Source organism: Actinomadura sp. 7K507 (assembly GCF_004348425.1).
In the GTDB taxonomy this organism is placed as follows: Bacteria; Actinomycetota; Actinomycetes; order Streptosporangiales; family Streptosporangiaceae; genus Spirillospora.
Genome location: NZ_SMKK01000038.1, coordinates 22,305 through 47,626, shown reverse-complemented (window position 1 = coordinate 47,626; position 25,322 = coordinate 22,305). Strand labels below are relative to the sequence as shown.

The 25,322-nt window shown below is 72.8% G+C and carries 23 protein-coding genes and 1 pseudogene; 6 read left to right on the top strand and 18 right to left on the bottom strand.

Annotation, left to right across the window (positions count from 1 at the left end; all coding sequences use genetic code 11):
- The 11 genes and pseudogenes from E1285_RS11600 to pdhA all read right to left on the bottom strand — a co-directional run.
- Positions 1-306: hypothetical protein (locus tag E1285_RS11600; RefSeq protein ID WP_207946540.1), on the bottom strand; the 306-nt coding region annotated here is incomplete at its 3' end.
- A gap of 149 nt (positions 307-455) precedes the next feature.
- Positions 456-1,133, bottom strand: a pseudogene (locus E1285_RS11595) (response regulator transcription factor); the annotation flags it as partial.
- Between the two features lie 77 nt (positions 1,134-1,210).
- A complete protein-coding gene (locus E1285_RS11590) occupies positions 1,211-2,185 on the bottom strand; it encodes a trypsin-like peptidase domain-containing protein (RefSeq protein WP_207946539.1) in 975 nt (324 codons plus the stop codon).
- Positions 2,186-2,240: 55 nt separating this feature from the next.
- Positions 2,241-3,203: a VWA domain-containing protein gene (locus E1285_RS11585; RefSeq protein ID WP_132151020.1), complete on the bottom strand. Its 963-nt coding sequence runs from the start codon at positions 3,201-3,203 to the stop codon at positions 2,241-2,243.
- A complete protein-coding gene (locus E1285_RS11580) occupies positions 3,200-4,159 on the bottom strand; it encodes a DUF58 domain-containing protein (RefSeq protein ID WP_132151018.1) in 960 nt (319 codons plus the stop codon). Before E1285_RS11580 ends, E1285_RS11585 begins: the two co-directional genes overlap by 4 nt.
- Positions 4,156-5,229 carry a MoxR family ATPase gene (locus E1285_RS11575; RefSeq protein ID WP_243722721.1) on the bottom strand — a complete coding sequence of 358 codons (1,074 nt, stop codon included), beginning with the start codon at positions 5,227-5,229 and terminating at the stop codon, positions 4,156-4,158. The genes E1285_RS11580 and E1285_RS11575 overlap by 4 nt, the downstream gene beginning before the upstream one ends.
- A complete protein-coding gene (locus E1285_RS11570) occupies positions 5,226-5,453 on the bottom strand; it encodes a hypothetical protein (protein ID WP_132151016.1) in 228 nt (75 codons plus the stop codon). Before E1285_RS11570 ends, E1285_RS11575 begins: the two co-directional genes overlap by 4 nt.
- Positions 5,454-5,582: 129 nt before the next feature.
- Positions 5,583-6,572, bottom strand: a complete 990-nt coding sequence (locus E1285_RS11565) for a sigma-70 family RNA polymerase sigma factor (RefSeq protein ID WP_132151014.1) — start codon at positions 6,570-6,572, stop codon at positions 5,583-5,585.
- A 256-nt stretch (positions 6,573-6,828) separates the two neighbouring features.
- A complete protein-coding gene (locus tag E1285_RS11560) occupies positions 6,829-8,157 on the bottom strand; it encodes a dihydrolipoamide acetyltransferase family protein (RefSeq protein ID WP_132151012.1) in 1,329 nt (442 codons plus the stop codon).
- Positions 8,154-9,179, bottom strand: coding sequence for an alpha-ketoacid dehydrogenase subunit beta (locus tag E1285_RS11555; protein ID WP_132151034.1), 1,026 nt, complete (start codon positions 9,177-9,179; stop codon positions 8,154-8,156). The genes E1285_RS11560 and E1285_RS11555 overlap by 4 nt, the downstream gene beginning before the upstream one ends.
- Positions 9,180-9,184: 5 nt before the next feature.
- Positions 9,185-10,285: a pyruvate dehydrogenase (acetyl-transferring) E1 component subunit alpha gene (gene pdhA, locus E1285_RS11550; RefSeq protein ID WP_132151010.1), complete on the bottom strand. Its 1,101-nt coding sequence runs from the start codon at positions 10,283-10,285 to the stop codon at positions 9,185-9,187.
- A 122-nt stretch (positions 10,286-10,407) separates the two neighbouring features.
- On the opposite strand from pdhA, the gene E1285_RS11545 reads away from it, so the two are divergent.
- Positions 10,408-10,911 (top strand): Lrp/AsnC family transcriptional regulator, encoded by a 504-nt coding sequence (locus E1285_RS11545; RefSeq protein WP_132151008.1) that lies wholly within the window; start codon positions 10,408-10,410, stop codon positions 10,909-10,911.
- A 113-nt stretch (positions 10,912-11,024) separates the two neighbouring features.
- Positions 11,025-12,389, top strand: a complete 1,365-nt coding sequence (gene gabT, locus E1285_RS11540) for a 4-aminobutyrate--2-oxoglutarate transaminase (RefSeq protein WP_132151006.1) — start codon at positions 11,025-11,027, stop codon at positions 12,387-12,389.
- Between the two features lie 43 nt (positions 12,390-12,432).
- On the opposite strand, the gene E1285_RS11535 is transcribed toward gabT, so the two are convergent.
- Positions 12,433-13,686, bottom strand: coding sequence for a cytochrome P450 (locus tag E1285_RS11535; RefSeq protein WP_243722720.1), 1,254 nt, complete (start codon positions 13,684-13,686; stop codon positions 12,433-12,435).
- A 10-nt stretch (positions 13,687-13,696) separates the two neighbouring features.
- Positions 13,697-15,052, bottom strand: a complete 1,356-nt coding sequence (locus E1285_RS11530; RefSeq protein WP_132151004.1) for a glutamine synthetase family protein — start codon at positions 15,050-15,052, stop codon at positions 13,697-13,699.
- A 163-nt stretch (positions 15,053-15,215) separates the two neighbouring features.
- Between E1285_RS11530 and E1285_RS11525 the strand changes: the two genes are divergently transcribed.
- The 4 genes from E1285_RS11525 (at position 15,216) to E1285_RS11510 (ending at position 20,655) form a co-directional block, all read left to right on the top strand.
- Entirely contained in the window at positions 15,216-16,019 is an 804-nt protein-coding gene (locus E1285_RS11525; protein ID WP_132151002.1) for an acetoacetate decarboxylase family protein, read from the top strand.
- Between the two features lie 120 nt (positions 16,020-16,139).
- Positions 16,140-16,712 carry a MarR family transcriptional regulator gene (locus tag E1285_RS11520; protein ID WP_132151000.1) on the top strand — a complete coding sequence of 191 codons (573 nt, stop codon included), beginning with the start codon at positions 16,140-16,142 and terminating at the stop codon, positions 16,710-16,712.
- 173 nt (positions 16,713-16,885) lie between these two features.
- Positions 16,886-18,763, top strand: coding sequence for an amidohydrolase (locus tag E1285_RS11515; RefSeq protein WP_132150998.1), 1,878 nt, complete (start codon positions 16,886-16,888; stop codon positions 18,761-18,763).
- Positions 18,764-18,795: 32 nt separating this feature from the next.
- Complete coding sequence (locus E1285_RS11510) at positions 18,796-20,655, top strand: amidohydrolase (protein WP_132150996.1); 1,860 nt, start codon at positions 18,796-18,798, stop codon at positions 20,653-20,655.
- Positions 20,656-20,718: 63 nt separating this feature from the next.
- Here the strand turns inward: E1285_RS11510 and E1285_RS11505 are convergent, their stop codons facing one another.
- From E1285_RS11505 to E1285_RS11485, 5 genes are read right to left on the bottom strand one after another with little or no spacing between them, the layout of a single operon-like run.
- The gene (locus tag E1285_RS11505) at positions 20,719-21,894 is read right to left on the bottom strand and encodes an FAD/NAD(P)-binding oxidoreductase (RefSeq protein WP_207946538.1); all 1,176 of its coding nucleotides are present in this window, start codon (positions 21,892-21,894) and stop codon (positions 20,719-20,721) included.
- Between the two features lie 3 nt (positions 21,895-21,897).
- Positions 21,898-22,086 (bottom strand): ferredoxin, encoded by a 189-nt coding sequence (locus tag E1285_RS11500; RefSeq protein ID WP_132150994.1) that lies wholly within the window; start codon positions 22,084-22,086, stop codon positions 21,898-21,900.
- 4 nt (positions 22,087-22,090) lie between these two features.
- On the bottom strand, positions 22,091-22,960 hold the full coding sequence (locus tag E1285_RS11495) for a fumarylacetoacetate hydrolase family protein (RefSeq protein WP_132150992.1): 870 nt from the start codon (positions 22,958-22,960) through the stop codon (positions 22,091-22,093).
- Positions 22,960-23,865 (bottom strand): 3,4-dihydroxyphenylacetate 2,3-dioxygenase, encoded by a 906-nt coding sequence (locus tag E1285_RS11490; protein ID WP_132150990.1) that lies wholly within the window; start codon positions 23,863-23,865, stop codon positions 22,960-22,962. Before E1285_RS11490 ends, E1285_RS11495 begins: the two co-directional genes overlap by 1 nt.
- Positions 23,853-25,301 carry an aldehyde dehydrogenase family protein gene (locus tag E1285_RS11485; protein ID WP_132150988.1) on the bottom strand — a complete coding sequence of 483 codons (1,449 nt, stop codon included), beginning with the start codon at positions 25,299-25,301 and terminating at the stop codon, positions 23,853-23,855. The genes E1285_RS11490 and E1285_RS11485 overlap by 13 nt, the downstream gene beginning before the upstream one ends.
- Between the last annotated feature and the right edge of the window lie 21 nt (positions 25,302-25,322).

Below are 25,322 nucleotides of genomic sequence, written 5' to 3'. Positions count from 1 at the left end.
GAGGCTCGCCACGAACAGCCCGCCCAGCATGATCATCGAGTAGCGCCCGAGGGTCTGCCGCGTCTCGTAGTTGACGGCCTGCTCGACTTGCTGCACCTTGACGACCTCGACCTGCCCCAGCCGCTGCTGCGTGCCGTCCGGCATCTGGACGATCTTCTCCGCGTTGAACGTCTTGGTGATCGGCTGGGCTTCGGTGCTGCGCGCCACCGCCAGGTAGACCGCGCCCAGCACCACGGCCGTGAGGACGAACAGCAGCGTCGAGTACATGACCGTGAGCCGGAACCGGATCGAATGGACCAGGCTCAAGCCGCGCCTTCCCCGCGTCCATATCCGCGGCCGGCCGGACGGGTTCCGCGGCTGCTCCGGGGGAGTGGTCACGCCGGCCCCCCGTTCCCGGCGGTGACGGTGCCCGTTCCGTTCCCGGGGCCCGTTCCCTTTTCGGGGCCGGTTTCGAGCAGGCGGTAGCCGTGTCCCACGACGGTCTCGATGACCTGCGTCTCGTCCGGCGCGGCGAGCTTGCGGCGCAGGGTCCCGACGGTGACGCGGACGGTGTTGGTGAACGGGTCGGCGTTCTCGTCCCACACGTGCTCCAGGAGCTCCTCCGCCGAGACGACCTTCCCGGGGCGGCTCATCAGGTAGCGCAGGACGGCGAACTCCTTGGGCGTGAGCCGCAGGGGCCGCTCGCCGCGGAACGCCTCGCGCCGCGCCGTGTCCAGCCGCAGGTCGCCGAACGCCAGCACCGCCGACCCGCCGCCGCTGTCGCGGCGCAGCAGGGCCCGGACGCGTGCCAGCAGCTCGGGGAACGCGAACGGCTTGACCAGGTAGTCGTCGGCGCCCTCGTCCAGGCCGCGCACCCGGTCGGCGAGCCGGTCCCGCGCGGTGAGCATCAGGATCCGCAGGTCGGGGCCGCTCTCCCCGTCCAGGCCGCCGCTGCGGATCGCGCGGCACAGGTCGAACCCGTCGCCGTCGGGCAGGGCGAGGTCCAGGACCATCAGGTCGTAGGCGGAGGCGTAGAGCTTCTGCGTGGCCTCCTCCAGGTCGTAGGCGACGTCGACGGCGTAGTCGGCGCGGACGAGCCCGTACCGCAGCGCCTCGACCAGGTCCTCCTCGTCCTCCACCACCAGCACCCGCATCCGGGACGCCCCCTTTCTCCCATTTCGTTAAAGTACGCGGATCAGGCACCCGCGCGGGGGCGTCCGGACGGGGCGGGTCAGCGTACGAGCCGCTGCGCCCCCTGCCGCGCCCGGTCCGCCGGAATCGCGAACCCGATCCCGATCGAGCCCCCGCTCCCGCCGCGCATCAGCGTCGCGATCGCCGTGTTCACCCCGATGACCTCGCCGCGCGCGTTGACGAGCGGGCCGCCGGAGTTGCCGGGGTTGATGGACGCGTCGGTCTGCAGGGCGGTCCCCGCGCCGCCCTCGCCCAGCCGGACCTGCCGGTTCAGCGCGCTGACGATGCCGCCGGTGACGGTGCCCTGCAGGCCCAGCGGGGAGCCGAGCGCGATGACCGGGTCCCCGACCCGCACGGCGGAGAAGCGGCCGAACGTCAGCGGCTGCGGGCTCTGCTGCGCGGGGATCGCCAGCACCGCCAGGTCGAGGGCCTGGTCGGAGCCCACCACGCGCGCCGCGACGCGGCGCTGGTCGGCCAGGACCACGGTGACGCGGCCGCCGCCCTCGACGACGTGCGCGTTGGTCAGCACGTGCCCCTGCCGGTCGATCACGAACCCGGACCCGGTGCCCCGCGCGCCCGCCGCCCGCACCTCGACCGACACCACGCTCGCCTGGACCCGCGCCGCCACGTCGCTGAGGCTGCCGGTCCCGGCGCTCACCGGCCCGGCCTCGGACTGCGAAAGTCCCGTGAACGGCTCCCCGGCGGTCACCCGCCCGGCCACGCCACCCGCGACGCCGCCGGCGAGCAGCGCCGCGATCACGGCCGCGGCGACCGCCCGGCCTGGGCCGCCCCTGCGGTTCCGGCGGGGCTCGTCGTAGGCGGGCAGCGCCCACGGTTCGGACGGCGGGGGGCGCCTGAACGGATCGTCCTGGGGCCACGTACGAGGGGGCGGAGGGGACAGGAAATCTGGACCGCGTGGGTCGCCCAAGCCGTACCGGACGTCGTCGCGGCGATCGTACTGGGTGGTGTCGTGGCCCATGCCGTACCGGGAGTCCGCCTGCGGTGGATAACTCATGAGGCTCCTCACGCTCATCTCTCACTAGTCAGTACTCCGCTCCTGGGCTCGCCGTTCAAGGCAGGCGGGAGAACCACACCAGGGACGCGGCGGCGACCGCGCACGACAGCAGCAGCCCCGCGCCGATGAACCAGGCCCAGATCTCCCGCTGCTCCGTGCGGTAGCCGACGCTGCTGCCGATGTCCTCGTAGACGCCGCGGAGTTCGGCGCCGGAGGCGGCCTGGTAGTGGCTGCCGCCGGTGTCCTGCGCGAGGCGCCGCAGCGCGGGGCCGTCGACGGGCACCGGGACCATGTACCCGTTCTGGAACATGGCGCCTTCGGGCGTGCCGTAGGCGATCGTCGACACCGGGACGCGGGCCTGCGTGGCGCGCCGGGCCGCCTCCCCGGGCTCCCGCCCGGCGGTGTTGGTGCCGTCCGACAGCAGCACGATCCGCGCCGGCGGCGCCTCCCTGTCACCACCACCCGGGCCGAACTGCGCCCCGAACCCGGCGATGGCGTCCAGCGAGGCGATCACCCCCTCGCCGATCCCGGTGCGGGGGCCGAGCCGCAGCCCGTCGATGCCGGCGGCCATCGCCCGGCGGTCGGTGGTCGGCGGGACCACGACGGCCGCCGTCCCCGAGAACGACACGAGGCCGACGTTGAAGCGGCCGGGCACCCGGTCCAGGAACGTCCTGGCGGCCCGCTTGGCGCCCTCCAGCCGGGTCGGCTCGACGTCGGTGGCCTGCATGGAGTGCGAGACGTCGACCGCCAGCATGATGGTCGCCTGCTCGCGCGGCACCCGCACGTCCGCGGCCGGGCGGGCGAAACCGGTGACGAACAACCCCACCATCAGCAGGAACGCCGCCGCGGGCAGGTGGCGGCGCCAGCCCGGCCGGGCGGGGGCGACCTTGTCGAGCAGGGCCAGGTTCGTGAACCGCACCGCGTACCTGCCGCGCCGCACCTGCATCACGACGTACGCGGCGACCAGGACGGGCAGCGCCAGCAACAGCAGCAGCCGGACGGGGTCGAGGAAGCTCACGCCACACCTCCCGGAGCGGGCGGCGCCGCGGTCGGCCGCGCGGGCGCCGCCGCCGCGACGCGACGCTGCGCCAGGACGTGCTGGACGAGGTCGCGCACCCAGTCGCCGTCGGTCCGCAGCCGCAGCCGCGCCGCGCCCGCCCGCCGCAGCCCGGCCGCGATCTCCCGGCGCTGCCCCGCGGCGGCGGCCGCGTACCGCTCGCGCAGCCGGCGGCCCGTGGGAACGTCGCGCTTGCGCCCCGTCTCCGGGTCGACGAGCGTCAGCATGCCGACGTCCGGCAGCGTCAGCTCGCGGGGATCGACGACCTCGACGGCCAGGAGCTGGTGGCGCGCGCCCAGCAGCCGGAGCGGGCGCTCCCACGTGTCCACCGGCTCCAGGAAGTCGGAGACGACCACGGCCAGGCCGCGTCGCCCGGCCCCGGTGCGATGCAGCAGGTCGGCGGCCGCGCCGAGCGAGCCGTCCCCCCGCCCTCCCTGGCCGCGCGGCGCCGACAGCAGCGTTCCCAGCAGGCCGAGCAGGTGCGGCCGCCCCGTGCGCGCCGGAACACGGCGCGTCCCGGCGTCATGGACGATCTGCGCGCCCAGGCGGTTGCCGGTCCGCTCGGTCAGGAACCCGACCGCCGCCACCGCGAACACCGCCAGGTCGCGCTTCTCGATCCGCCCGGTGCCGAAGTCCATGCTGGCGGTCGCGTCCACCAGCACCCAGGTCTCCAGCTCCCGGTCGGCGACCCGGTCCCGCACGTGGGGCGTGGTCATGCGGGCGGTGAGGTTCCAGTCCATGGCGCGCACGTCGTCGCCGGGGACGTACTCGCGGCCCTCGGCGGGTTCCGACCCCGGACCGGGGAGCAGGCCCAGATGGTCTCCCTGCAGCAACCCGTCCAGGCGGTGCGTGATGGTCAGTTCCAGTCGTCGCAGCGCCTGCTCGGGCGCCAGATCACGAAGGCGGGCGCCGTTCATGCGGCGTCCACCCCCGTGCCGGGCGCCGCGGCGCCCCCCGGGGCCGCCTCGGCGCCGGTCCCCGTGTCGGCTTCCGCGGGAGCGACCTGCGGCGGGGGGACCGCCGCCACGATCCTGTCCACGACCGACCGGGCCCCGACACCGTCGGCGAGCGCGTCGAACGACGGCACCAGCCGGTGCGCGATCACGTCCCCGGCCAGGTCGCGCACGTCACCGGGCAGCGCGTACTCCCGCCCGCGCAGCAGGGCCAGCGCCCGCCCGGCCGCGATCAGCCCGAGCGACGCGCGCGGCCCCGCCCCGTAGGCGAGCATGCCCGCCACCTCCGGGACGCCGTGGCCCGCCGGGTCACGGGTGGCCGCGACGAGCCGCACCGCGTACCGCGCCACCTCGTCGTGGACGAAGACGGCCTTCGCGGCGTCCCGCAGCGCGGTCACCTCCCCGGCGTCCAGGACCCGGCCCGCCTCGGGCGGCCGCACCCCCATCCGGTAGACGATCGCCAGCTCCTGCTCCTCGGTCGGATACCCGACGTCGATCTTCAGCAGGAACCGGTCGCGCTGGGCCTCGGGCAGCTGGTAGACGCCCTCCGACTCGATCGGGTTCTGGGTCGCCATCACCAGGAACGGCGACGGCACCGGGAACGTGCGGCCGGCGATGCTGACCTGGTGCTCCGCCATCACCTCCAGCAGCGCCGACTGCACCTTCGCCGGGGCGCGGTTGATCTCGTCCACGAGCACCACGTTCGCCATCACCGGGCCGGGCTCGACGTCGAAGCTCTCGGTGGACGGACGGTAGACGCGGGTGCCCACGATGTCGGCGGGCACCAGGTCCGGGGTGAACTGCAGCCGGGTGAACGAGCCGCCGACGACCGTGGCGAGCGTCTGCGCCGCCAGCGTCTTGGCCACGCCCGGCACGCCCTCCAGCAGGCAGTGGCCCCCGGCCAGGACCGCCACGAGCATCCGCTCGATCATCCGGTCCTGGCCGACGATGACCCGCTTGACCTCGAACAGGGCCCGCTCCCCGAGCGCGGTGCCCGGCGGCCGGACGCGGGCGGCGTCGAGCCCGCCGCTCACTGCGTGCCCTCGGCCGCGCCCCGGCCGTCCTGCTCACCCTGCTTGTCCGGGCAGTCCCGGCCCGGTGCGTCCGCGTGGGACACCTTGTGATCGACGATCTGAAGCCGCGTCTGGACCGGTTCGGGCCCGGTATGGGCGAGCGCCGCGCCGCCTCCGGCGACCGTGCCCGCCCCGGCCAGTCCCGCCGCCGCGATGAAGATCTTCGTACGCCGGCTGAGAGCCATGCTCGGTTCCCCCTGCTCGTTGTGACCGTTGTGTGGTGACGCGTGGTGTGGTGACCCGTGGTGTGCGTCGTGCCGATCACAACAAGCAGGAGCGAAAGCGGACTTAAGGATCAGGTCTGCGGGGGGCTGTCAGCCGACCCACGTGAGCAGCGGCTCGCCGTGCCGCGGATCCCGCAACTGCACCAGTGCCTGCTTCTCGAGCTGGCGAACCCGCTCGCGGGTGAGGCCGATGCGGTCGGCGATGTCCTGGAGCGTGTGCGGACGGCCGTCGTTGAGGCCGTACCGGAGCGTGAGGATCATCGACTCCCGGGGCGGGAGCCGGTCGACCATCGACCGGAGCTCCTCGGCCAGCTGCTGGAACTCCACCAGGTCCGGCGCCGCGACCTCGGAGGTGTCGGCGATCAGGTCCCCGACCCGGGTGTCCTCGTCGTCCCCGACGACGCTGTCCAGGCTGAGGACGTCGCGGCCCACCCGCCGCAGCGCGATGATCTTCTCGACGGACTCGCCGGCCTCGGCCGCGACCCGCTCGTCGGTCGGTTCGGCGCCCGCGCGCTCCAGCCCGCGCTCGATCCGGGCGATCTTGGCGAGGTCCTCGACGACGTGCGCGGGAAGCCGCACGGTGCGGGCCTTCTCGGCGAGGCCGCGCCCGATCGACTGCCGGATCCACCACATCGCGTACGTGGAGAACTTGTAGCCCTTGGCGTAGTCGAACTTCTCGACCGCATGGATCAGCCCGAGGTTGCCCTCCTGGATGAGGTCGAGGAGCGACAGCCCGCGATGGGGGAACTTGCGGGCGGCCGACACGACGAGCCGCAGATTCGCCCGGATCATGTGATCCTTGGCCCGTTCCCCGTCCCGCGCGATCGCCTCAAGCTCCTCAGGCTCCGCGTTCTCGCGACGGGCGTTCTCGCGACGGGCCTTGCCGCTGCGGGCCGGGGTGCGCGGCCTCTCCCCGGTGTCCAGCACATGGCGTGCGTATACGCCGGCCTCGATCCGCTTGGAGAGTTCGACCTCGTCCTCTGCGGTCAGCAGGTCGATACGGCCGATCTGTGTGAGGTACTGCCCGACCAGATCAGGCTCGTCATCAGGCCCGTAGGGCTCGGACCGGCGGTTTCGCATACCTCAGCCGCCCCGATGTCTCTTCGGAAGCATGGCCTCCCCCCTCCGGCCCGTGCGTTCGGCGGAGTGCGTTCGGCGGAACAGTCCGGCGGACAGGCCACATACCCGCCAGGACCGGCGGCAATCACGCCCACCGGCTCGGGCGCCGCCGCCGGCGGGGCCGCGGTCCCGCTTCAGCGGGCGTGTCCCGCCTGCTGGCGAAGCCCCTGCGACGGCTCCGCCGCGGCCTGCTGACCTGTTCGTGACCGCCGCGCCGCTACAGATGAGTGACCAGGACTTCCGGACGCTCCACGCAGTCGGCGACGAACCGCAGGAAACCTCCGGCGACACCCCCGTCGCAGACCCGGTGGTCGAACGTGAGCGAAAGCTGCGTCACCTTGCGCAGCCTGACCTTCCCCTTGAACGCCCACGGCCTTTCGATGATCCGCCCGACCCCGAGCATCGCCGCCTCGGGATGGTTGATGATCGGGGTGGACCCGTCCACCCCGAAGACGCCGTAGTTGTTGAGGGTGAACGTGCCCCCGGTGAGGTCTCCCGGGGCCGACCGTCCCTCCCGCGCCTCGTCCGCACGCTCTTTGAGCCCGGCGGCGAGTTCGGCCAGCGTCATCCGCTGCGCGTCGCGGACGACCGGCACGACGAGACCTCGCTCCGTCTGCGCCGCGAATCCGAGATGCACCCGCGGCATCTGCACGATCTCCTGCCGCTGGGTGTCCACGTAGGAGTTCAGCTCGGGGAACCGGCGGAGCCCCGCCACGCAGATCCGGGCGAACAGCGCCAGCATCCCGACCCGCGCGCCGGGATCGGCGCGCCCGATGTCCTTCCTGAGCCGTACCAGCGCCGTGGCGTCCGCATCGACCCACGTACTCGCGTCCGGGATCTCGCGGCGGCTGCGGGCCAGCTTGTCGGCCGTCGTACGCCGCACTCCCCGAAGCGGCACGCGAACCGAGTCGCCCTCGTCCGGCCGGGACGTTTCCGGTGCCCGGGACGCGGCCGTCCGGGACGCGGCGGCGATCGCGGTCTCGACGTCCCGCCGCAGCACGACGCCGCCGGGCCCGCTGGGCGTGATCGCGCCGACATCGATTCCGTTGTCGCCGGCCAGCCGCCGCACCACGGGCGAGATGACCCGCGGCGCCTCACCCACCGGCGCCTCACCCACCGGCGCCTCACCCGCCGGCACGTCACTCACCGGCGCCTCACTCACCGGCGCCGGGGACGGTCGCGCCGCCCGTGCGGCGGCCCTCCGGGACCGGCGAGCCGTGCCCGTCCCGTACCCGACGAGCACATTCCCCGACCCGGCCCGCTCCTCCTCCCGGTACCGTTCCCGCTCCGGGGCCTGCTCCTGCCCGCCGTCCACGGCGAGGAGGGGCGCGCCCACGTCCACGACGGACCCCGCTTCGCAGTAGAGCGCCGTCACGGTGCCGGCGACCGGGCAGGGGACCTCGACGGCCGCCTTGGCGGTCTCGACCTCGACGACGGTCTGGTCGACCGCCACGACGTCGCCGACCGCCACCTTCCACTCGATGATCTCGGCCTCGGTGAGGCCCTCGCCCAGGTCCGGCAGGCGGAACACCGTCGCCTCGCTCATGCCGCACCGTCCAGGAAACGGGTGTCGGGACGGTCGCCGCGCTGGAGGCGGTCGAGCGTGTCGAGGATCCGGTCGACGTCCGGCAGGTGGCGGTGCTCCAGCATTGGCGGCGGATACGGGATGTCCAGGCCGGTCACCCGCAGCACGGGCGCGTGCAGGCTGTGGAAGCAGCGCTCCTGGACCCGCGCGGCGATCTCCGCTCCGACCCCGGCGAACCCCGCGGCCTCGCTGACCACGACGCAGCGCCCCGTCCGGCGGACGGACGCGGCCACGGTCGCGTCGTCGAAGGGGACGATCGTCCGGAGGTCGACGACTTCGAGGTCCCAGCCCTCTTCCGCGGCGGCCTGGGCGGCGTCCAGGGCGACCTGGACGCTCGGGCCGTACGCGACGAGCGTCGCGTCGCCGCCGGAGCGCCGGACGGCCGCGCGGCCGAACGGCCCCGTGCGCGCGAGCCGCCCGGTGTCCGGCTTCGAACCGCCGGATCTCGAGCCGTCCGACTTCGACCAGTAGAGCTTCTTCGGCTCCATGAAGACGACCGGGTCCGGATCGTCGATCGCCTCCCGCAGCAGCGAGTACGCGTCCTCCACCGTCGCCGGAGTGACGACCTTCAGGCCCGGCGTGTGGGCGTAGTAGGCCTCGCTGGAATCGCAATGGTGCTCGACGCCGCCGATCCCGCCCGCGTAGGGAATGCGGATGACGAGCGGCAGCGCGACGTGCCCGCGAGTGCGGTTGCGCATCTTCGCCACGTGGGAGGCGATCTGCTCGAAGGCGGGATAGGCGAAGGCGTCGAACTGCATCTCGACGACGGGCCGGAAACCGCCCATCGCCATCCCGACGGCGAATCCCACGATTCCCGCTTCGGCGAGCGGAGTGTCGAAGCACCGGTCGTCTCCGAATTCGGCGGTCAGCCCGTCGGTGATGCGGAAGACGCCGCCGAGCGCGCCCACGTCCTCACCGAAGACCACGACCCGCTCGTCCTCGCCCATGGCCTCGCGCAGCGCGGTGTTCAGCGCCTGCGCCATCGTGATCACGGCAGCGCCTCCTCGGCCTCGATCTCGGCCCGCAGCAGCGCCCGCTGCTCGTCCAGCTGCGGGGTCGGGGTGCTGTAGACGTGGTCGAACATGCCCAGCGGGGCGAGTTCGGGATCGGTGTTCATCCGGTCCCGCAGCCGTCCGGCGAACTCCTCGGCCTCGGCGGACGACGCGGCGATGTCCGCTTTCGAAAGGTGGCCGCGCCGCCGCAGATAGGTCTTCAGCCGTGCGACCGGATCGCGCCGCCGCCACTGCCCGGCCTCCGCGTCCGTGCGATACCGGGACGCGTCATCGGCGTTCGTGTGCGATTCGAGCCGGTACGTGTGGGCCTCGACCAGGAACGGCCCGCGACCCGACCTGGCGTGCTCGACCGCCGCCGCCAGCACGGCCAGCACCGCGACCGGATCGTTTCCGTCGACCCGCTCGGAACGCACCCCGTACCCGATTCCCTTGTAGGCCAGGGAGGGCGCGGCGGTCTGCCGTTCCAGCGGTACCGAAATGGCGTACTGATTGTTCTGCACCAGGAACACCACGGGCGCCTTGAAGACCGCCGCGAAGTTGAGCGCCTCGTGGAAGTCGCCCTCGCTGGTCGCGCCGTCGCCCACGCAGGCCAGCGCGACCCGTCCCGTCCCCTTGCGCCGCTCCGCGTACGCGAGCCCCGCCGCGTGGACGGTCTGGGTCGCCAGCGGCGTGCACTGCGGCGCCACGCGGTGACGCCCCGGGTCGTAGCCGCAGTGCGCGTCCCCCCTCAGCAGAGCGAGCACCTCCACCGGGTCGATGCCGCGCGTCACCAGCGCGACCGACTCCCGGTAGGTGGGGAAGAACCAGTCGCCGTCCTCCAGGGCCAGCACCGAACCGACCTGGCACGCCTCCTGCCCATGGCTGGACGGGTAGACGGCCAGGCGCCCCTGCTTGGTCAGCGCGGTCGCCTGCGCGTCGAACCGCCGCCCGACGACCATCGCCCGGTGTGCCCGGCGCAGCAGCTCCGGATCCGGCACCGGGTAGCCGGGACGGCGCCCGCGCACGGCCGCCCCGTCGTCGGTCAGGAACCGCACGGGTTCCGCCGAGGGAAGCAGCGCCTCCACCGGACCCGTCATAGGACCCACCTCCGCGCTCGGTACCTCCGTACTCAATCGGTGCTAGAAATATGAACCAATCCATCCATAAGTCTCAATAGACGATCAAAAGCCAGGACATCTGGCCGAACTGAAGGCCCGCCATGGACCAACTGTCGCCCGGGGGCGCGCCGCCCCCCGATCCCTCCGGACGATCGGCCGCCCCTCTCGACGACGTCGACCGCGAGATCCTCCGAGAACTCCAGGCGGACGGCCGCCTCTCCATGCGCGCCCTCGCCGAGCGGGTCAGCGTCTCCCGCTCCAACGCCTACACGCGCGTGGAACGCCTCGTCGGCGAGGGCGTCATCGCCGGCTTCACCGCCCGGGTGGACCCCGTCCGCGCGGGACTCGGAACGGCGGCCTACGTTCTGGTCAACATCGAGCAGAACTCCTGGCGCAAGGTGTCCGCCCGGCTCCGCGAGGTCCCCTGCATCGAGCACCTGGCGTTCGTCGGCGGTGACGTCGACCTGGTCATGCTGGTCCGCACCCCGGACAACGCGTCACTCCGCGACGTCGTCCTCTCCCGAGTCCACGCGGTGGAGGGCGTCCGCTCGACCCGAACCTGGCTGATCTTCGACGAAACCCCGCCCACCCCGCGCCCTACCTGAGAACACGTGCCGGTGGTTCGCGCTTGGTCAATGTGCACGGCGTCCAGCCGGCGCGGTGCGGTTCGCCGCCCTGGAGCTTCTCCATGCTGTCGGGCGCGCCTATGTTCGGGCATATGAACAGTCAGAACGAGAGCCTCCCCGCGGTGGGAGACGGACGCCTTCCGCAGGAACGACGTGTCGTCACCGAGATCCCGGGGCCGAACTCGCGGGCGCTCGCCGAGCGCCGGAAGGCCGCCGTCGCCCCGGGCGTCAGCAGCGTCCTGCCGGTGCGAGTGACCGACGCCGACGGCGGCGTGATCGTGGACGCCGACGGCAACTCGTTCATCGACTTCGCGTCCGGCATCGCCGTGACGAGCGTCGGCAACGCCAATCCGCGCGTCGCCCGGCGGGTGAAGGCGCAGGTCGAACGGTTCACCCACACGTGCTTCATGGTCGCGCCGTACGAGTCGTACGTGGCGGTCTGCGAGAACCTCAACCGGGTCACGCCCGGCGACCACGAGAAGCGCTCGATCCTGCTCAACAGCGGCGCCGAGGCCGTGGAGAACGCGGTGAAGATCGCCCGGTACGCCACCGGACGGCAGGCCGTCGTGGTGTTCGACCACGGCTATCACGGCCGGACGCTGCTCACGATGACGCTGACCGCGAAGAACATGCCGTACAAGCACGGTTTCGGCCCGTACGCACCCGAGGTGTACCGGATGCCGCTGGCCTATCCGTACCGCTGGCCGACCGGTCCGGACAACTGCGGGCCCGAGGCGGCGGCACTGGCGATCGACCAGATCACCAAGCAGATCGGGCCGGAGAACATCGCGGCCGTGCTGGTCGAGCCGATCCTGGGCGAGGGCGGGTTCATCGAGCCCGCGCCGGGCTTCCTGCCCGCGCTCGCCGAGTTCTGCCGTGCGAGCGGTGCCCTGTTCATCGCCGACGAGGTCCAGACCGGCTTCGCCCGGACCGGTGACCTGTTCGCGTGCGAGCACGAAGGGATCGTTCCCGACCTGGTCGCCACCGCGAAGGGCATCGCGGGCGGGCTGCCGCTCGCGGCCGTCACGGGCCGCGCCGAGGTGATGGACGCGGTGCACGGTGGCGGTCTCGGCGGCACCTATGGCGGCAACCCGCTCGCCTGTGAGGCGGCCCTGGCCGTCCTGGAGGAGATCCGCGAGCACGATCTGGCCGGGCGGGCCCGCCGGATCGGCGAGGTCATGCTGCCTCGGCTGCGGGCGATGGCCGGGCGGTTCCCGGCGATCGGGGACGTGCGCGGGCGCGGCGCGATGACCGCGGTCGAGCTGGTGCGGCCGGGCACGAAGGAGCCCGACTCCGAGCTGACCGCGGAGATCGCGCGCCGCTGCCACGCGCGCGGCCTGCTCGTCCTGACCGCGGGGACGTACGGGAACGTGCTGCGCTTCCTGCCGCCGCTGGTCATCCCCGGCCATCTGCTGACCGAGGGCCTGGACGTCATCGAGGAGGCGTTCGCCGGCTGATCCGCCCGGCCCGGACCGGCGGCGTCCGCGGCGGACGGCGGGTTCAGGCGAGCGTGACCGTGACCGGCATTTCCTTGACGCCGTGGACGAAGTTGGAGCGGACGCGCCGGACGTCCCCGGCCAGGCGGATGTCGGAGAGCCGTGGCAGGAGCTCCTCGAACATGATGCGCATCTCCAGGCGGGCCAACGCGTTGCCCAGGCAGAAGTGGGGGCTGCCCTTGCCGAAGGTGACGTGGTCGTTGGGGGTGCGTGTGACGTCGAAGCGGTAGGGGTCGGCGAAAACGTCCTCGTCGCGGTTGCCGGAGGCGAACCAGAGCACGACCTTGTCGCCCTCCTTGATCTGCTTGCCGCGCATTTCGACGTCGCGGGTGGCGGTGCGGCGGAAGTGGTAGACGGGCGAGGCCCAGCGCAGGAACTCCTCCACGGCGGTGGGCATCAGGTCGAGGTTCTCGCGTAGCCGGCCGGCCTCGGCGGGGTGGTCTATGAGCGCCTGCATGGAGTGGGTGATGGCGTGCCGGGTGGTCTCGTTGCCCGCCACCACGAGCAGCAGGAAGTAGTTGTCGAAGTCGCGGTCCGACAGCGGCTCGCCGTCGCGCGGGACCTGGTTGACCAGCTTGCTGATCAGATCGGTGCCGGTTCCGCCGCGCCGCCGGGCGCCCAGTTCCCGGCCGTACTCGAAGACCTCGAGCGAGGCGGGGCTGCGGAAGGGCAGGTCGCGGTACTGTTCGCTCTCCTCGCTGTGCAGCAGGACGTCGGCGTAGTCGGGGTCGGTGTTGGCGATGATCCGGTTGCCCCAGTCGATGAGCCGCTCGGTGTCGCCCTCGGGGACGTCCAGCATCCGGGCGAGCACGTTGATCGGGAAGTCGGCCGCGACCTCCTGGACGAAGTCGAAGGTTCCCTTGGCCAGCGCGGCGTCCAGTGTGCGGGCGGTCAGCCCGCGCAGGAACGTGGCGTAGCCCGCGACCGCCCGGGGGGTGAACTCGCGTTGCAGCAGGCGCCGCAGCGCCATGTGCCGGGACCCGTCGGTCTCCAGCAGGGAGCGGCGGATGGCCGCTTGACGGTCGTCCACCTCTTCCAGGTTGACGAAACGGGTGGAGGTGAAGGTCTCCGCGTCCCGGTCCACCGCCACGATGTCGGCGTGCCGGGTGAGGGCCCAGAAACCGCTGCCGCCGTCGGTCTCGGGGTTCCAGTGCACCGGGTCCTCGCGGCGCAGCTCGTCGAACATCCGCCACGGCGTGCGGCCGTCCATGAAGTTGTCGAGGTCGGCGAGATCGACCGGGAGGGTGTCGGCTGCCAATGCTGTCTCCTTACAGGTGCTGGGCGTACTCGCGGAACTCCCAGTCGGTGACGTGCCGCTGGAATCGGGCGACCTCGTCGCGCTTGTAGGTCAGGTAGGAGCCGACGAACCGCTCGCCGAGCGCGTCGATGAGGTCCTCGTCGGCGGCCAGGGCGTCGAGCGCGGCCGTCAGGGTGCCGGGCAGCAGGGTGGCCTTGGCGGTGTCGTAGCCGTAGCCCTCCAGCGGCGGTGGCGCGGTGAGCTTGTCGCGGATGCCCAGGTAGGCGGCGGTCACGAGGGCCGCGATGCCGAGGTAGGGGTTGGCGCCGCCGTCGCCGAGCCGTACCTCCAGGCGGGTGGCGCCGCCGCGTTCGGGGGGCACCCGCACCATGGCGCTGCGGTTGTCCAGCCCCCAGTCGATCAGCCAGGGGGCGAGCGTGTCGGGGCCGAAGCGCTTGTAGGAGTTGACGGTCGGGTTGAAGATCGCGGCGAGGGCGGGGGCGTGCGCGATGATGCCGGCGATCGCCTGGTGCGCGGTCTGCGACAGCCTGTGGGGGCCGGTGTCCGGCCCGTCGAAGACGTTGTGGCCGTTCTCGTCCACGCACGAGAGGTGGACGTGGAACCCCGAACCGCCGTCATCGTTGAACGGCTTGGCCATGAATGTGGCCATCCGTCCCTCGGTGCGGGCGATCTCCTTGACCGCCGACTTCAGCCGGAAGGCCCGGTCGGCGGCGTCGAGTGCTTCGGAGTGGTGCAGGTTGACCTCGAACTGGCCGCAGGAGAACTCGTGGTTGCCCATGGTCACGCCGAGTCCGAAGTCGCGCAGGTGCCGCAGAGTGCGCAGCAGGTGCCCGTCGGGGTCGGTCCTGCGGCCGACGGTGTAGACGTTGCCCGGACCCTCGCCGTAGCGGCGCCACCCGTTGGGGGAGAGGGTGTCGGCCTCGCACAGGAAGTACTCCAGTTCCGGGCCGGCGACGGGGACGAGCCCGAGTTCGGCCAGGCGCCCGACGGCGTGCCGCAGGACCTCCCGGGGGCCCTCCGCACACGGTGCGGCGCCGTCCGGCTCGTAGGCCTCGCCGAGGCATTGCGCGACGCCCGGCTCCCACGGGATCGCGGCCAGCGTGGACAGGTCGGGCCGGACGCAGATGTCGGGCAGGCCTGCGTCGATGCCGCCGGCGACGTCGACGACATCGCCCTGAGGACTCGTGTGGTAGACCGCGCGGCAGAACGCCAGGCCGTGTTCCATCACGGCTGGCAGCCGGTCCACGAGGACGTCGCGGCCTCGGTCGACGCCGATCAGGTCGGGGTAGGAGACCCGGACGACGTCGATTCCGTCCGCCGTCAGCCGTTCCACTATGTCGTGGACGTCCACGGGCTGCTGTGGCATGGGGCTCCCCTCAGCCGCGAAGCTTCGTTTGGGCACAAACAATATGGGTGGCGCTCTGGCCTGGCAAGAGTCGGAAGCGACTTGGGGTGAACCTTCGCCCGCGAGGTGACAGGAGTGCAACCCCCGCATATCGTACGGTCCCAAACGATATCGAGGAGGGCTCATGGCACAGGTCCGGGGATTCCTGTATCCGAAGACGGCGACCGGCCGCTCGTCGCTGATTCCGAGTCCGCCCTGGCACTACTCCGGGGACCTGCTCACCGTGGAGTACCGCACCGATCCGGCGCGCGTCGCCGAACTGCTCCCGGCCCCCCTCGAACCCGCGGCCGGGGACCCCGGGGCGGTCGCGATCATCTGGGCCGACTGGCAGTCCTGCTCGGAGTCGGCCGAGGAACTGCTCGACCCGGTGCGCGCCCAGTACAAGGAGTGCTTCGTCGTGGTGCGCTGCTCCTTCCAGGGGCGCACCTACAGCCGCTGCGTCTACATCTGGGTCGACAAGGACTTCGCCGTCGCGCGGGGACTGCACCAGGGCTACCCGAAGAAGCTCGGATCGATCCACCAGACCCGTCCCCACCCGTACGGGCGCGCGGCTCCGCGCATCGACGCGGGCGGACGTTTCGGCGCCACCCTGGCCGCCGCCGACCGGCGGCTGGCCGAGGCCGTGGTCACCCTGCGCGAACCGTCCGAGGGCAACGGCTTCGTCAACGGCCATCCGATGGCCCACCACCGCTTCCTGCCTTCGATCGAGCCGGACGGCGCCCCGGCGCTCAACGAGCTGATCGAGTCGGGCGGGGCGGGCTTCGAGGCCGGCCCCGCCTGGGCGGGCGACGCCGAGCTGCGGCTTTTCGACACGCCGACCGAGGAACTCGCCCGCCTCGAAGTCGGCGAGGTGATCGGCGCCTACTACCGCCAGGTCGGCGTCGTCTGGAACGGGGGCAGGCGCCTCTGGGACGGCACAGGCGGCTGATGACGCGGATCACGGTGGTCGTACGGGCGTGAACGATATGTGGCGGCGGTAGATTCGGTACCGCCCCACCCGCCGGGGCCGGGCTCCGGGCCCGGTGCCGGGGCCCGCGAGAGGACACACGTGACCGGCCACCACACACTGCGCGAGACCGAGCAGGCCATCCAGCGGCGGCTCGGCGACGTTCCCCTGCGCCACGACGCGATGATGGCGGTCTCCAACATCTACCGGGCCGCCGCCGCGATCCGCCAGCATTTCGAAAGCTCCGTGCTGCGCGCGGCCGACCTCACCTGGACGTCGTTCGTCGTCCTGTGGGTGGTGTGGATCTGGGGCGAGATGGAGACCCGCCACGTCGCGGAGGAGGCCGGCATCTCCAAGGGGACCCTCACCGGGGTGGCCAAGACGCTGGAGGGGCGCGGGCTCATGGAGCGCGGCCCGCACGACACCGACGGCCGGCTGGTCGTGCTCCGGCTCACCGACAAGGGCCAGGAGCTGATGGAGCACCTGTTCCCGCAGTTCAACGCCGAGGAGGCGTTCGTCGTCGAGGGGCTCGACCAGGCGCAGAACGCGTCGCTGGCACAGATCCTCGGCACGATCGTCGAGCACCTGGAGGGCGAGGGCGAGACGCGACGCGACGCGCTGCGCGGCGACGCACCCCTCCCGCCCCGCCGCTCGGGCCGCCGCGCGCGCGGCTGAAGCCCGCCTCGCACGGCGACCCCGGACGACCCCGCCTCCTCGTTTCGAGGCGGGGTCGCCGCGTTCCCGGCCCCTGACTCTTCTCCGGCACCCTTGACAGATCGTTTGAGCCCGAACATTCTAAAAGCCGTTTGGGCCCGAACTTCTTGGGATGCCGCCGGAGAGGAGCCTTCATGGAGCACAGCCCGCTGAGCCGCCGGGGACTGCTGCGGGGAGGCGCCGGCCTGGCCGCCGGCGCGGCCGCTCAGCCCCTGATCCACGCGAACGCCTGGGCTCAGGACGCGGACCCGTCCTCGAAGGCGGCCGACCTCGTCCTGCACAACGGCCAGATACTGACCATGGACCGCGGATTCCGCATCGTCTCCGCCCTGGCGGTCAAGGCGGGCCGGATCGTCCACGCCGGCCCCGACCCTTCGGTGCGCCGCCTCGTCGGCCGCCGGACGCAGGTCGTGAACCTCCGGGGCCGCACGGTCCTGCCCGGCATCAACGACTCGCACCTGCACGGCCTGCGGACGGGTCTGGCGCTGCCGCCGTACACCGTCGACGTCGGCGAGCCCGCCGTCCGCTCCATCGCCGACGCCGTCGCCGCGGTTGGTGAGGCCGTGCGGCAGGCGGACCAGGGCACGTGGATCCGCGGCAAGGGATGGAACGAGAACGCCTTCGCCGAGGGACGGCCGCCCACCCGCCAGGATCTCGACCCGGTGTCGCCCGACCACCCCGTCGTACTGCTCGACTGGTCGAACCACGTGCTGTGGGTGAACGGCAAGGCCCTCGAACTGGCCGGCATCGACCGGGACACGCCCGACCCCAGCGGCGGGGTCATCGTGCGGGACTCCTCGGGCGAACCGACCGGCCTCCTCCGCGAGACCGCCATGGACCTGGTGAACAGGCACGTACCGCCCTACACCGAACAGGAACAGGCCGATGCCGTCGACACCGCCGTCGCCCTGCTACTGAGCCACGGCATCACCAGCTTCACCGAGCCCGGCATCGGCGCCGAGGCCCAGCGGGTCTACGCCCGCAAGGCCGGCCGCGGCGCGCTCGGCATCCGGGTCACGGCCCTGCTCAGCAGACCCGACGACACGTACCCGACCTCCGCCGACCATGTGCGCGAGATACTCGGCGGCCACCGCCCGCCCGAAGACGTGGACCCACGCTGGTTCAACATCACGGGCGTGAAGCTGCGGGCCGACGGGGTGCCCATCGCCAGCCGGACGGCCTGGATGCGCGAACCCTACGTCGGCGGCGGCCGGGGCGGCCTCGTCACCGACGGCGGGACCGATCAGGACAAGGTCGACGAGCTCACGGCCATGGTCGGCCTGGTGCACCGGCACGGAATGCAGATCGGGACCCACGCCACGGGCGACGCCGCCATCGACGCCGTCACCGCGGCGTACGCCAGGGCGCTCCGGCGGCGGCCGCGCACCCACCCGCGGCACTACCTCATCCACGGCGACTTCGCCTGGCCCGAGACGCTGCGCCTCCTGGCGGAGAACCGCTGCGGAGTGAGCTTGAACCCCAACATCAAGCACCTGATCGCCGACTCCCAGCCGGACGTCGTGGGCGCCGAGCGCGCGGCGTACCAGACGCCCTACCGGTCGGCCCTGCGCGCGGGGGTCGCCGTGACGAGCGCCTCCGACGCGCCGAACGTCGCGCCGGACTGGCGGCAGGGCCTGGAGACCATGCTCCTGCGCGAGGGCGGCTCAGGAGAGGTCTCCGGCCCGGACCAGATCATCGGCGTCCGCCCGGCGCTGCGCACCTACACCACCGCCGGAGCCTGGCAGGACCACGCCGACCGATGGAAGGGCGCTCTCGCCCGCGGAATGGCCGCCGATCTGTGCGTCCTCGAAGGCACCCTGTTCGACGCGCGCGGCCGCCTGACCCATGACGCGCACGCCATCACCGACGTCCCCGTCGCGCTCACGGTGGTCAACGGCGAGATCGCCTACGACGCCGCGAACGCATCCCAGCGTGCCCCCGCCGCCCGCGCCCAGGCGGCCGGCTGGGCGCGCCGTCCCGACCCCCGCCAGATGTGCGCCCACTGCTCATGAACCTCCCACTGCTCATGAAACGGAGCCCGTAGATGGGAAACCGACTCGACCGACGCCGGTTCCTGCAGGGATCGGCCGCCGCGGCGGCCGGTGCCGCGATCGCCGGAACCCTGCCCGCGCACGCCGCCATGGCCGACCCCGGCGGGCGCGGGCCGGGGCGAGGCCCCGCCGACCTGATCATCCGTAACGGCAAGGTCCTTCTCCTGGACAGGCACTTCCGCACCGCCGAGGCGATCGCGATCCGCGACGGCGTCGTGGTCGCCGCCGGACGCGACAAGGACATGCGCCGGTTCACGGGCCGGGGCACGCAGACGCTCGACGCGGGCGGCGGGACGGTGCTGCCCGGCATCAACGACTCCCACCTGCATCTCGGCGGTTTCGGGCTCGACTACCCGCCGTTCACCATCGACGTCGACACGGCCACGATCGAGGAGCTCGTCGCGGCCGTGCGCACCGCGGCTGAGGACGCGGCGCCCGGCGCCTGGATCCGCGGGCAGGGCTGGAACGACAACCGGCTGCCCCGCCCGCCGCGCAGGACCGACCTCGACCCCGTCTCCGGCGACCACCCCGTGGTCCTGAGGGACTTCTCCGCCCACGCGGTCGCGGTCAACTCCGTCGTGCTGCGGATGGCCGGGATCACCCGCGACACCGTGCCGCCGACCGGCGGGGTGATCGAGAAGGACGCCGACGGCGAGCCCACCGGCGTCCTGCGCGAGACGGCGCGGGACCTCATCGGCCGGCACGTCCCGCCGTTCACCGACGAGGAGGTCTCGGACGCCCTCGACCGGGCGATCGACCTCCTGCACAGCCTGGGCATCACGAGCGTCACCGATCCGGGGATCGGCCTCGGCCGGCTCGCCCTGTACGAGCGGAAGGCGCGTTCGGGGGCCCTCGGCCTGCGGGTCAACGCGCTGCTGTCCGCGGGGACGACCCTGGACGAGCTGCGGGACATGCTCGACGCGTACGAGCCGCTGCGCGGCGTGGACCCCCGCATCCTGCGCGTCGCGGGCGTCAAGGTCTTCGGTGACGGCGTCCCGACCGCGGCGCAGACCGCGTGGCTGCACGAGCCCTACCTCGACGGCAGCAACGGCCGTCTCATGATGGAGGGGGACACCTCCGCGGAGCAGGTCGCGAACCTGCACGAGCTGATCCGGACCGCCCACGACGCCGGGCTCCAGATCGGGACGCACGCGACCGGGGACGCCACCATCGACGCGGTGGTCGCCGGCTACCTCGCGGCGATGCGGCGCAACCGGCGCCGCCGCGACCTGCGGCACTACGTCATCCACGGCGACCTGACGCCGCGCGAGACGCTGCGGAAGATGGCGCGCAACGACATCGGCGTCAACATGAACGCGACGATCAAGTACCTGCTGGGCCGGACGCTCGACCCGGTCCTCGGCCCCGAGCGCACGGACTACCAGTGGCCGTACCGCAGCGCGCTCGACCTCGGCGTGCGGGTGAGCAGCGCGTCGGACGCGTCGGTGACGTTCCCGAGCTGGCTCCAGGGCGTGCAGTCGGCCGTCCTGCGCGAAGGCAGGTTCGGCGGCGTGGCGGGCGAGGCGGAGCGCATCACGGTGAAGGAGGCGCTCGTGACGTACACCCGGACGCCCGCCTGGCAGGACCACGCCGAGCGCTGGAAGGGCACGCTGGAGCCCGGGAACGCGGCCGACGTGTGCGTCGTCGACGCCGACCTCCTGGGCGCCGCCCCGCACGACCTGGTCGACCTCCCCATCGCCGCGACCGTCCAGGGCGGCCGGGTGGTGTACGACGGCAAGGCCGACGCCCGGACGAAGAAGATCGTGAACGCCGGCATGTCCGCCGGGAAGCAGGCCCACGGCGCCGCCTGCCTGCAGGCGGGACGGTGCTGCTGCCGGCTCGCCGAGATCTGAGGTCCGCGACGCGAAGTGCCCCCGACGCCGGCCGGATCCGGCGCCGGGGGCACGTTCGTCCTGTCAGGACGCCGCGACCCGGACGTCGTCCAGCAGCAGCTTCCGGTAGTGGGCCTGGCGGCGGGTGCAACCGAGCATCACCACGCCGACCAGCCCGCCGCGGTGGTATCCCAGCACCGCCTCGCCGCCGAGGCCGCCTTCCAGCACGCGGATGTCGTCGCAGCCGAGGCCCGGCGCACCGAACGACTGCAGCCGCATGTCGTACTGGTCGCTCCAGAAGAAGGGGAGCGGCATGAACGGCCCCTCCTCCCGCCCGAGCAGCGAGCGGGCCGCCCGCTTGGCGGTGTCGGCCGGGATGCTCCAGTGCTCCACCCGGCGGGCGACGTCGTCGTACCGGGGGTTGGGGAACCGGGCGACGTCGCCGACGGCCACCACGTCCGGACGCCCCTCGACGCGGAGCGCGCCGTCGCAGAGCACGCCGTCGGACAGGTCGAGCCCGTTGCCCTCCAGCCATTCCGTGCACGGGACCGACCCGACCGCCTCGACGACGACGTCGGCGGGCACCGCCGCACCGTCCGACAGCTCCAGCCCGGTCTCGGTGAAGCGCGCGACCGTGCGGCCGAGCAGGAACCGCACGCCTCGCTCCCGGTGGCGACGGCGAAGCTCGGCCCCGAGAGCGGGACCGAGCGGCCGGAGCATCGGCTCGCTCTCGGGCGCGACCACGGTGACGTCCGCGCCCAGCGTGCGGGCGGTCGCGGCGACCTCGCACCCGATGAAGCCCGCCCCGACCACGGTCACCCGCGCCCCCGGGCGCAGGCGCTCGCGCAGGGCGGCGGCGTCGCCCAGCGTCCGCACGACGTGCCGCGACGGCCCCGAACCCGGGGCGTCCAGCCGCCGCGGGCGCAGCCCGGTGGCGATCACCAGGCCGTCGTAGGAGATCTCCGTCCCGTCGGCCAGGCGCACGGTGCGTGCGGCGAGGACGGCCCGCGTGACGGCGGTCCCGAGACGCCAGTCGACGCCCGCGGTACTGGACCGCATCCGGAACGCCACCCGGTCGAAGGAGACCTCCCCGGCGAGGACCTCCTTGGACAGGGGCGGCCGGTTGTAGGGCCGGTGCGGCTCGTCGCCGATGACCACGAGTTCGCCGGTGTGGCCCGCGGCGCGCAACTGCTCGGCGGCGCGCAGGCCGCCGAGTGACGCACCGACCACCACGATCCGTCCCCCCGCTCCGTCGGGCACCGTTCAGTCCTCGACGGTGATGGCCTGGAGCGGGCAGACGTCGGCCGCCTCCTCCACCGCGTCGCGCAGGGAGTCGTCGGGCGCGCTCTCGTACTCCAGGTGCCCCTCGTCGTTGAGGCTGAAGACCTCGGGCGCGGAGAACACGCACTGCCCGTGGTCCTGGCACTTGTCCATGTCGACGATGACCTTCATGTCACTACCTCCTCGGGGCGCGGACGCCGCGCAGTTCCCAGTCACCGCCGAACGCGGTGGAGATGACCTCTTCGGACTCCGTGGGCTGCGCGCCGACGTCGTCCCGGACGGGGACCGGGCCTTCGACGATGTGGTTGCGCAGCCGCCCCAGGCCTTCGGCCTCGACCTCGACCACGTCTCCCGGCTGCACGGGCCGCGAGCCGGCGGGTGTGCCCGACAGCAGCACGTCCCCGGGGTAGAGGGTGATGGTGCGGGCGATGTCGGCGACGAGGTAGTGCATGTCCCACTCCATCTCGTCGGTGTCGCCGTCCTGGACCAGCTCCCCGTTGACGTAGGTCCGCAGGTACTTGCCGCGGAAGTCCCAGCCGGTGACGAGACCGGGGCCGAGCGGGCACAGCGTGTCGGAACCCTTGACCCGCAGCATCGAGCCGGCGTCGGTGTCGCGGAAGTCGTGCAGGCCGTAGTCGTTGGCGACCGTGTAGCCGGCGATGTGGGCGCCCGCGTCCGCGGGCGCGATGTTGCGGCAGGTCCGGCCGATGACGATGGCGATCTCGCCCTCGTAGTTGAGGTACTTGCACCGCTGCGGGCGGACGACCGCGCCGCCGTGGGCGTTCAGCGCCGAGATCGGCTTGTGGAAGAAGGTGGGCGCGGCGGGCAGCCTGGCCTGGAACTCCGTCACGCGGCTGCGGTGGTTGAGGTGCACCGCGACGACCTTGGTCGGCCTGCACGGCGGCAGGTGCACGGCGTCCTCGGCGCGCACCCGGCGCCCGTCGGCGGCGACCAGGTCGTCGCCGTCCCGGACGGTCTGGACGTCGGCGCCGTCCAGCAGGATCCTGCGGTACTCGGTGGGCCGCTCGGCCCGATGGTCGGTCATCAGGCGGTCCATCCGTTCTCGGGCCGGTCGAACCAGATGTGCACCTGGCCGGTTCCGACGGAGTTCTCGTAGTCGCTGTACAGGCGGCCCGGTGCGGTGCAGGCCCGCCCGCCCAGGGCGCCGGCCATCATCAGGTAGTGGCCGAACTGCGCCTCCGGCTTGAAGCGCAGGAATTCCGGCATCGTGTCGAGGACGCGGGCGTGGTCCCCGCGCGCCAGCCACCCGATCCGCTCCTCGTCGGCGGCGCGGGCCTCGGGGGTGAAGATGTGCGACGGGTCGGCGCCCTCGTGGTCGCGGATCTGCCGCAGCGGCCAGAACGTGTGCGACATCGCGCCCGAGGCGATGAGCAGGACCCGGCGGTCGGTGGCGGCGATCGCGGCGCGCAGGGCCCCGCCGAGCCGCAGGAAATCCTCGGTGCCGGCGGTCTGGCACACGCCGATCGATATCCACCGCTTCCCCGGCTTCTCCAGGTACGGGTCGTCGCGCACGCCCAGGTAGGTCCAGAGGTTGACGGTGGCGTAGTGGATCGGCAGGTACGGGTCGTCGATGGGCGTGATCCAGGTGCCGTGCTCGTCGGCGTAGCGCGCGACGGCCCGGGCCAGTTCGGGGTCTCCGGGGAAGTCGTAGGGGATGCGGCACATGCCGCGCGGCAGTTCCTCGGAGGTGAACAGCCCCGCTCTCCGGTCGTGGGCCGTGGTCACGAACTCGACCGTGGTGGCCCAGTGGGAGTCGAGGACGACGACGGTGTCGTAGTCGTCCTCCCGGTCGAACACCTCGGTCCGCAGCCGCTTCAGGCCGTCGACGAGGGTGAAGTCGTCGCCGTCGTTGAGTTCCCGCCGAGTGACCTCGGGCAGCACGATCGTGGGGACGTGCGCCAGCAGTCCCGCGCCGACTACTTCGCCCATGGGGCCATCACCGTATTCTTCAGGTCGCAGTAGAAATCGAAGCTCCAGTCGCCGCCCTCGCGCCCGATGCCGGACTCGCGGGAACCGCCGAAGGGCGCCCGCAGGTCGCGGACGAAGAAGCAGTTGACCCACACCGTCCCGGCGACCAGGCGCTCGGAGACGCGGGCCGCGCGGTCGGGGTCGCCGGTGACGACGGTCGCGGCGAGGCCGAACCGGGTGCCGTTGGCCATGGCGACGGCCTGGTCCTCGGTCTCGAACGTCTGGAGGGTCAGGACGGGCCCGAAGACCTCCTCGGTCAGGATCTCGCTGCCCTCGGGGGCCCCGGCGAACAGCGTCGGCCGGTAGTACAGGCCGCCGAGGCCGGTGTTGGGGCCGCCGCCGGCCAGGGCCCGCGCGCCGTCGCCGGCCGCGCGGCGCACGAATCCGTCCACGCGTTCGAAGTGCCGGCGGTGGATCTGCGGCCCGATGTCGGTGCTCTCCTTCCGGGGGTCGCCCTGGACGAGCCGCCCAGCGCGGGCGAGGAAGCGCTCGGTGAACTCGTCGGCCACGCTCGCGTCCACCAGCAGCCGCGTCGCGGCCAGGCAGACCTGCCCGGCGTTGTCGTACTGCTCCACGGCCAGGTCGGCGGCGAGGTCGAGGTCCGCGTCGGCGAACACCAGCAGCGGGGACTTGCCGCCGAGTTCCAGCGACAGCGGGGTGAGGTTGGGCGCCGCGGCGGCGGCGATGCTCCGCGCGGTGGCCACCGACCCGGTGAAGCTGATCCTTCGCACGCCGGGGTGCGCGACGAGCGCCGCGCCCGCTTCCGCGCCGAATCCCTGCACGACGTTGAGGACGCCGTCGGGCAATCCGGCCTCGGCGGCGATGCCGGCCAGCAGGGACGCGGTGAGCGGGGTCCACTCGGCCGGTTTGAGCACGACGGTGTTCCCGGCGGCCAGTGCGGGGGCGACCTTCCAGGTGGCCAGCATGAGCGGCGCGTTCCACGGGGTGATCAGCGCGCAGACCCCGGCCGGGTCCCAGTCGACGTGGTTGCGGTGGCCCCTGGTCTCGAAGTCGTCGTGGCCGAGCCGCAGCAGCCGGTCGGCGAAGAACCGGAAGTTGTGCGCCACGCGCGGCATCACGCCGCGCCGGTGGGAGCGGATGAGCGCGCCGTTGTCGGCCGTCTCGACCTGTGCGAGCTCTTCGACGCGTTCGTCGACGCCGTCGGCTATCGCGTGCAGGAGCCGTGCCCGCTCCTCCCTGTCGGTGCGGGCCCAGCCCGGGAACGCCCGGGCGGCGGCGGTCACGGCGGCCTCCGCCTCGGCGGCCCCGCCCCGCGCGACCTCGGCGAGCGGCTGCTCGTCGATGGGGGAGACGTCGGTGAACGCGGCGGCCGAGGCGACCCGTTCGCCGCCGATCCAGTGGCCGGTGTCGACGGTGACGCCCGCGACCTCTGCCATAGCGGCACCTCCAGTTCGTTT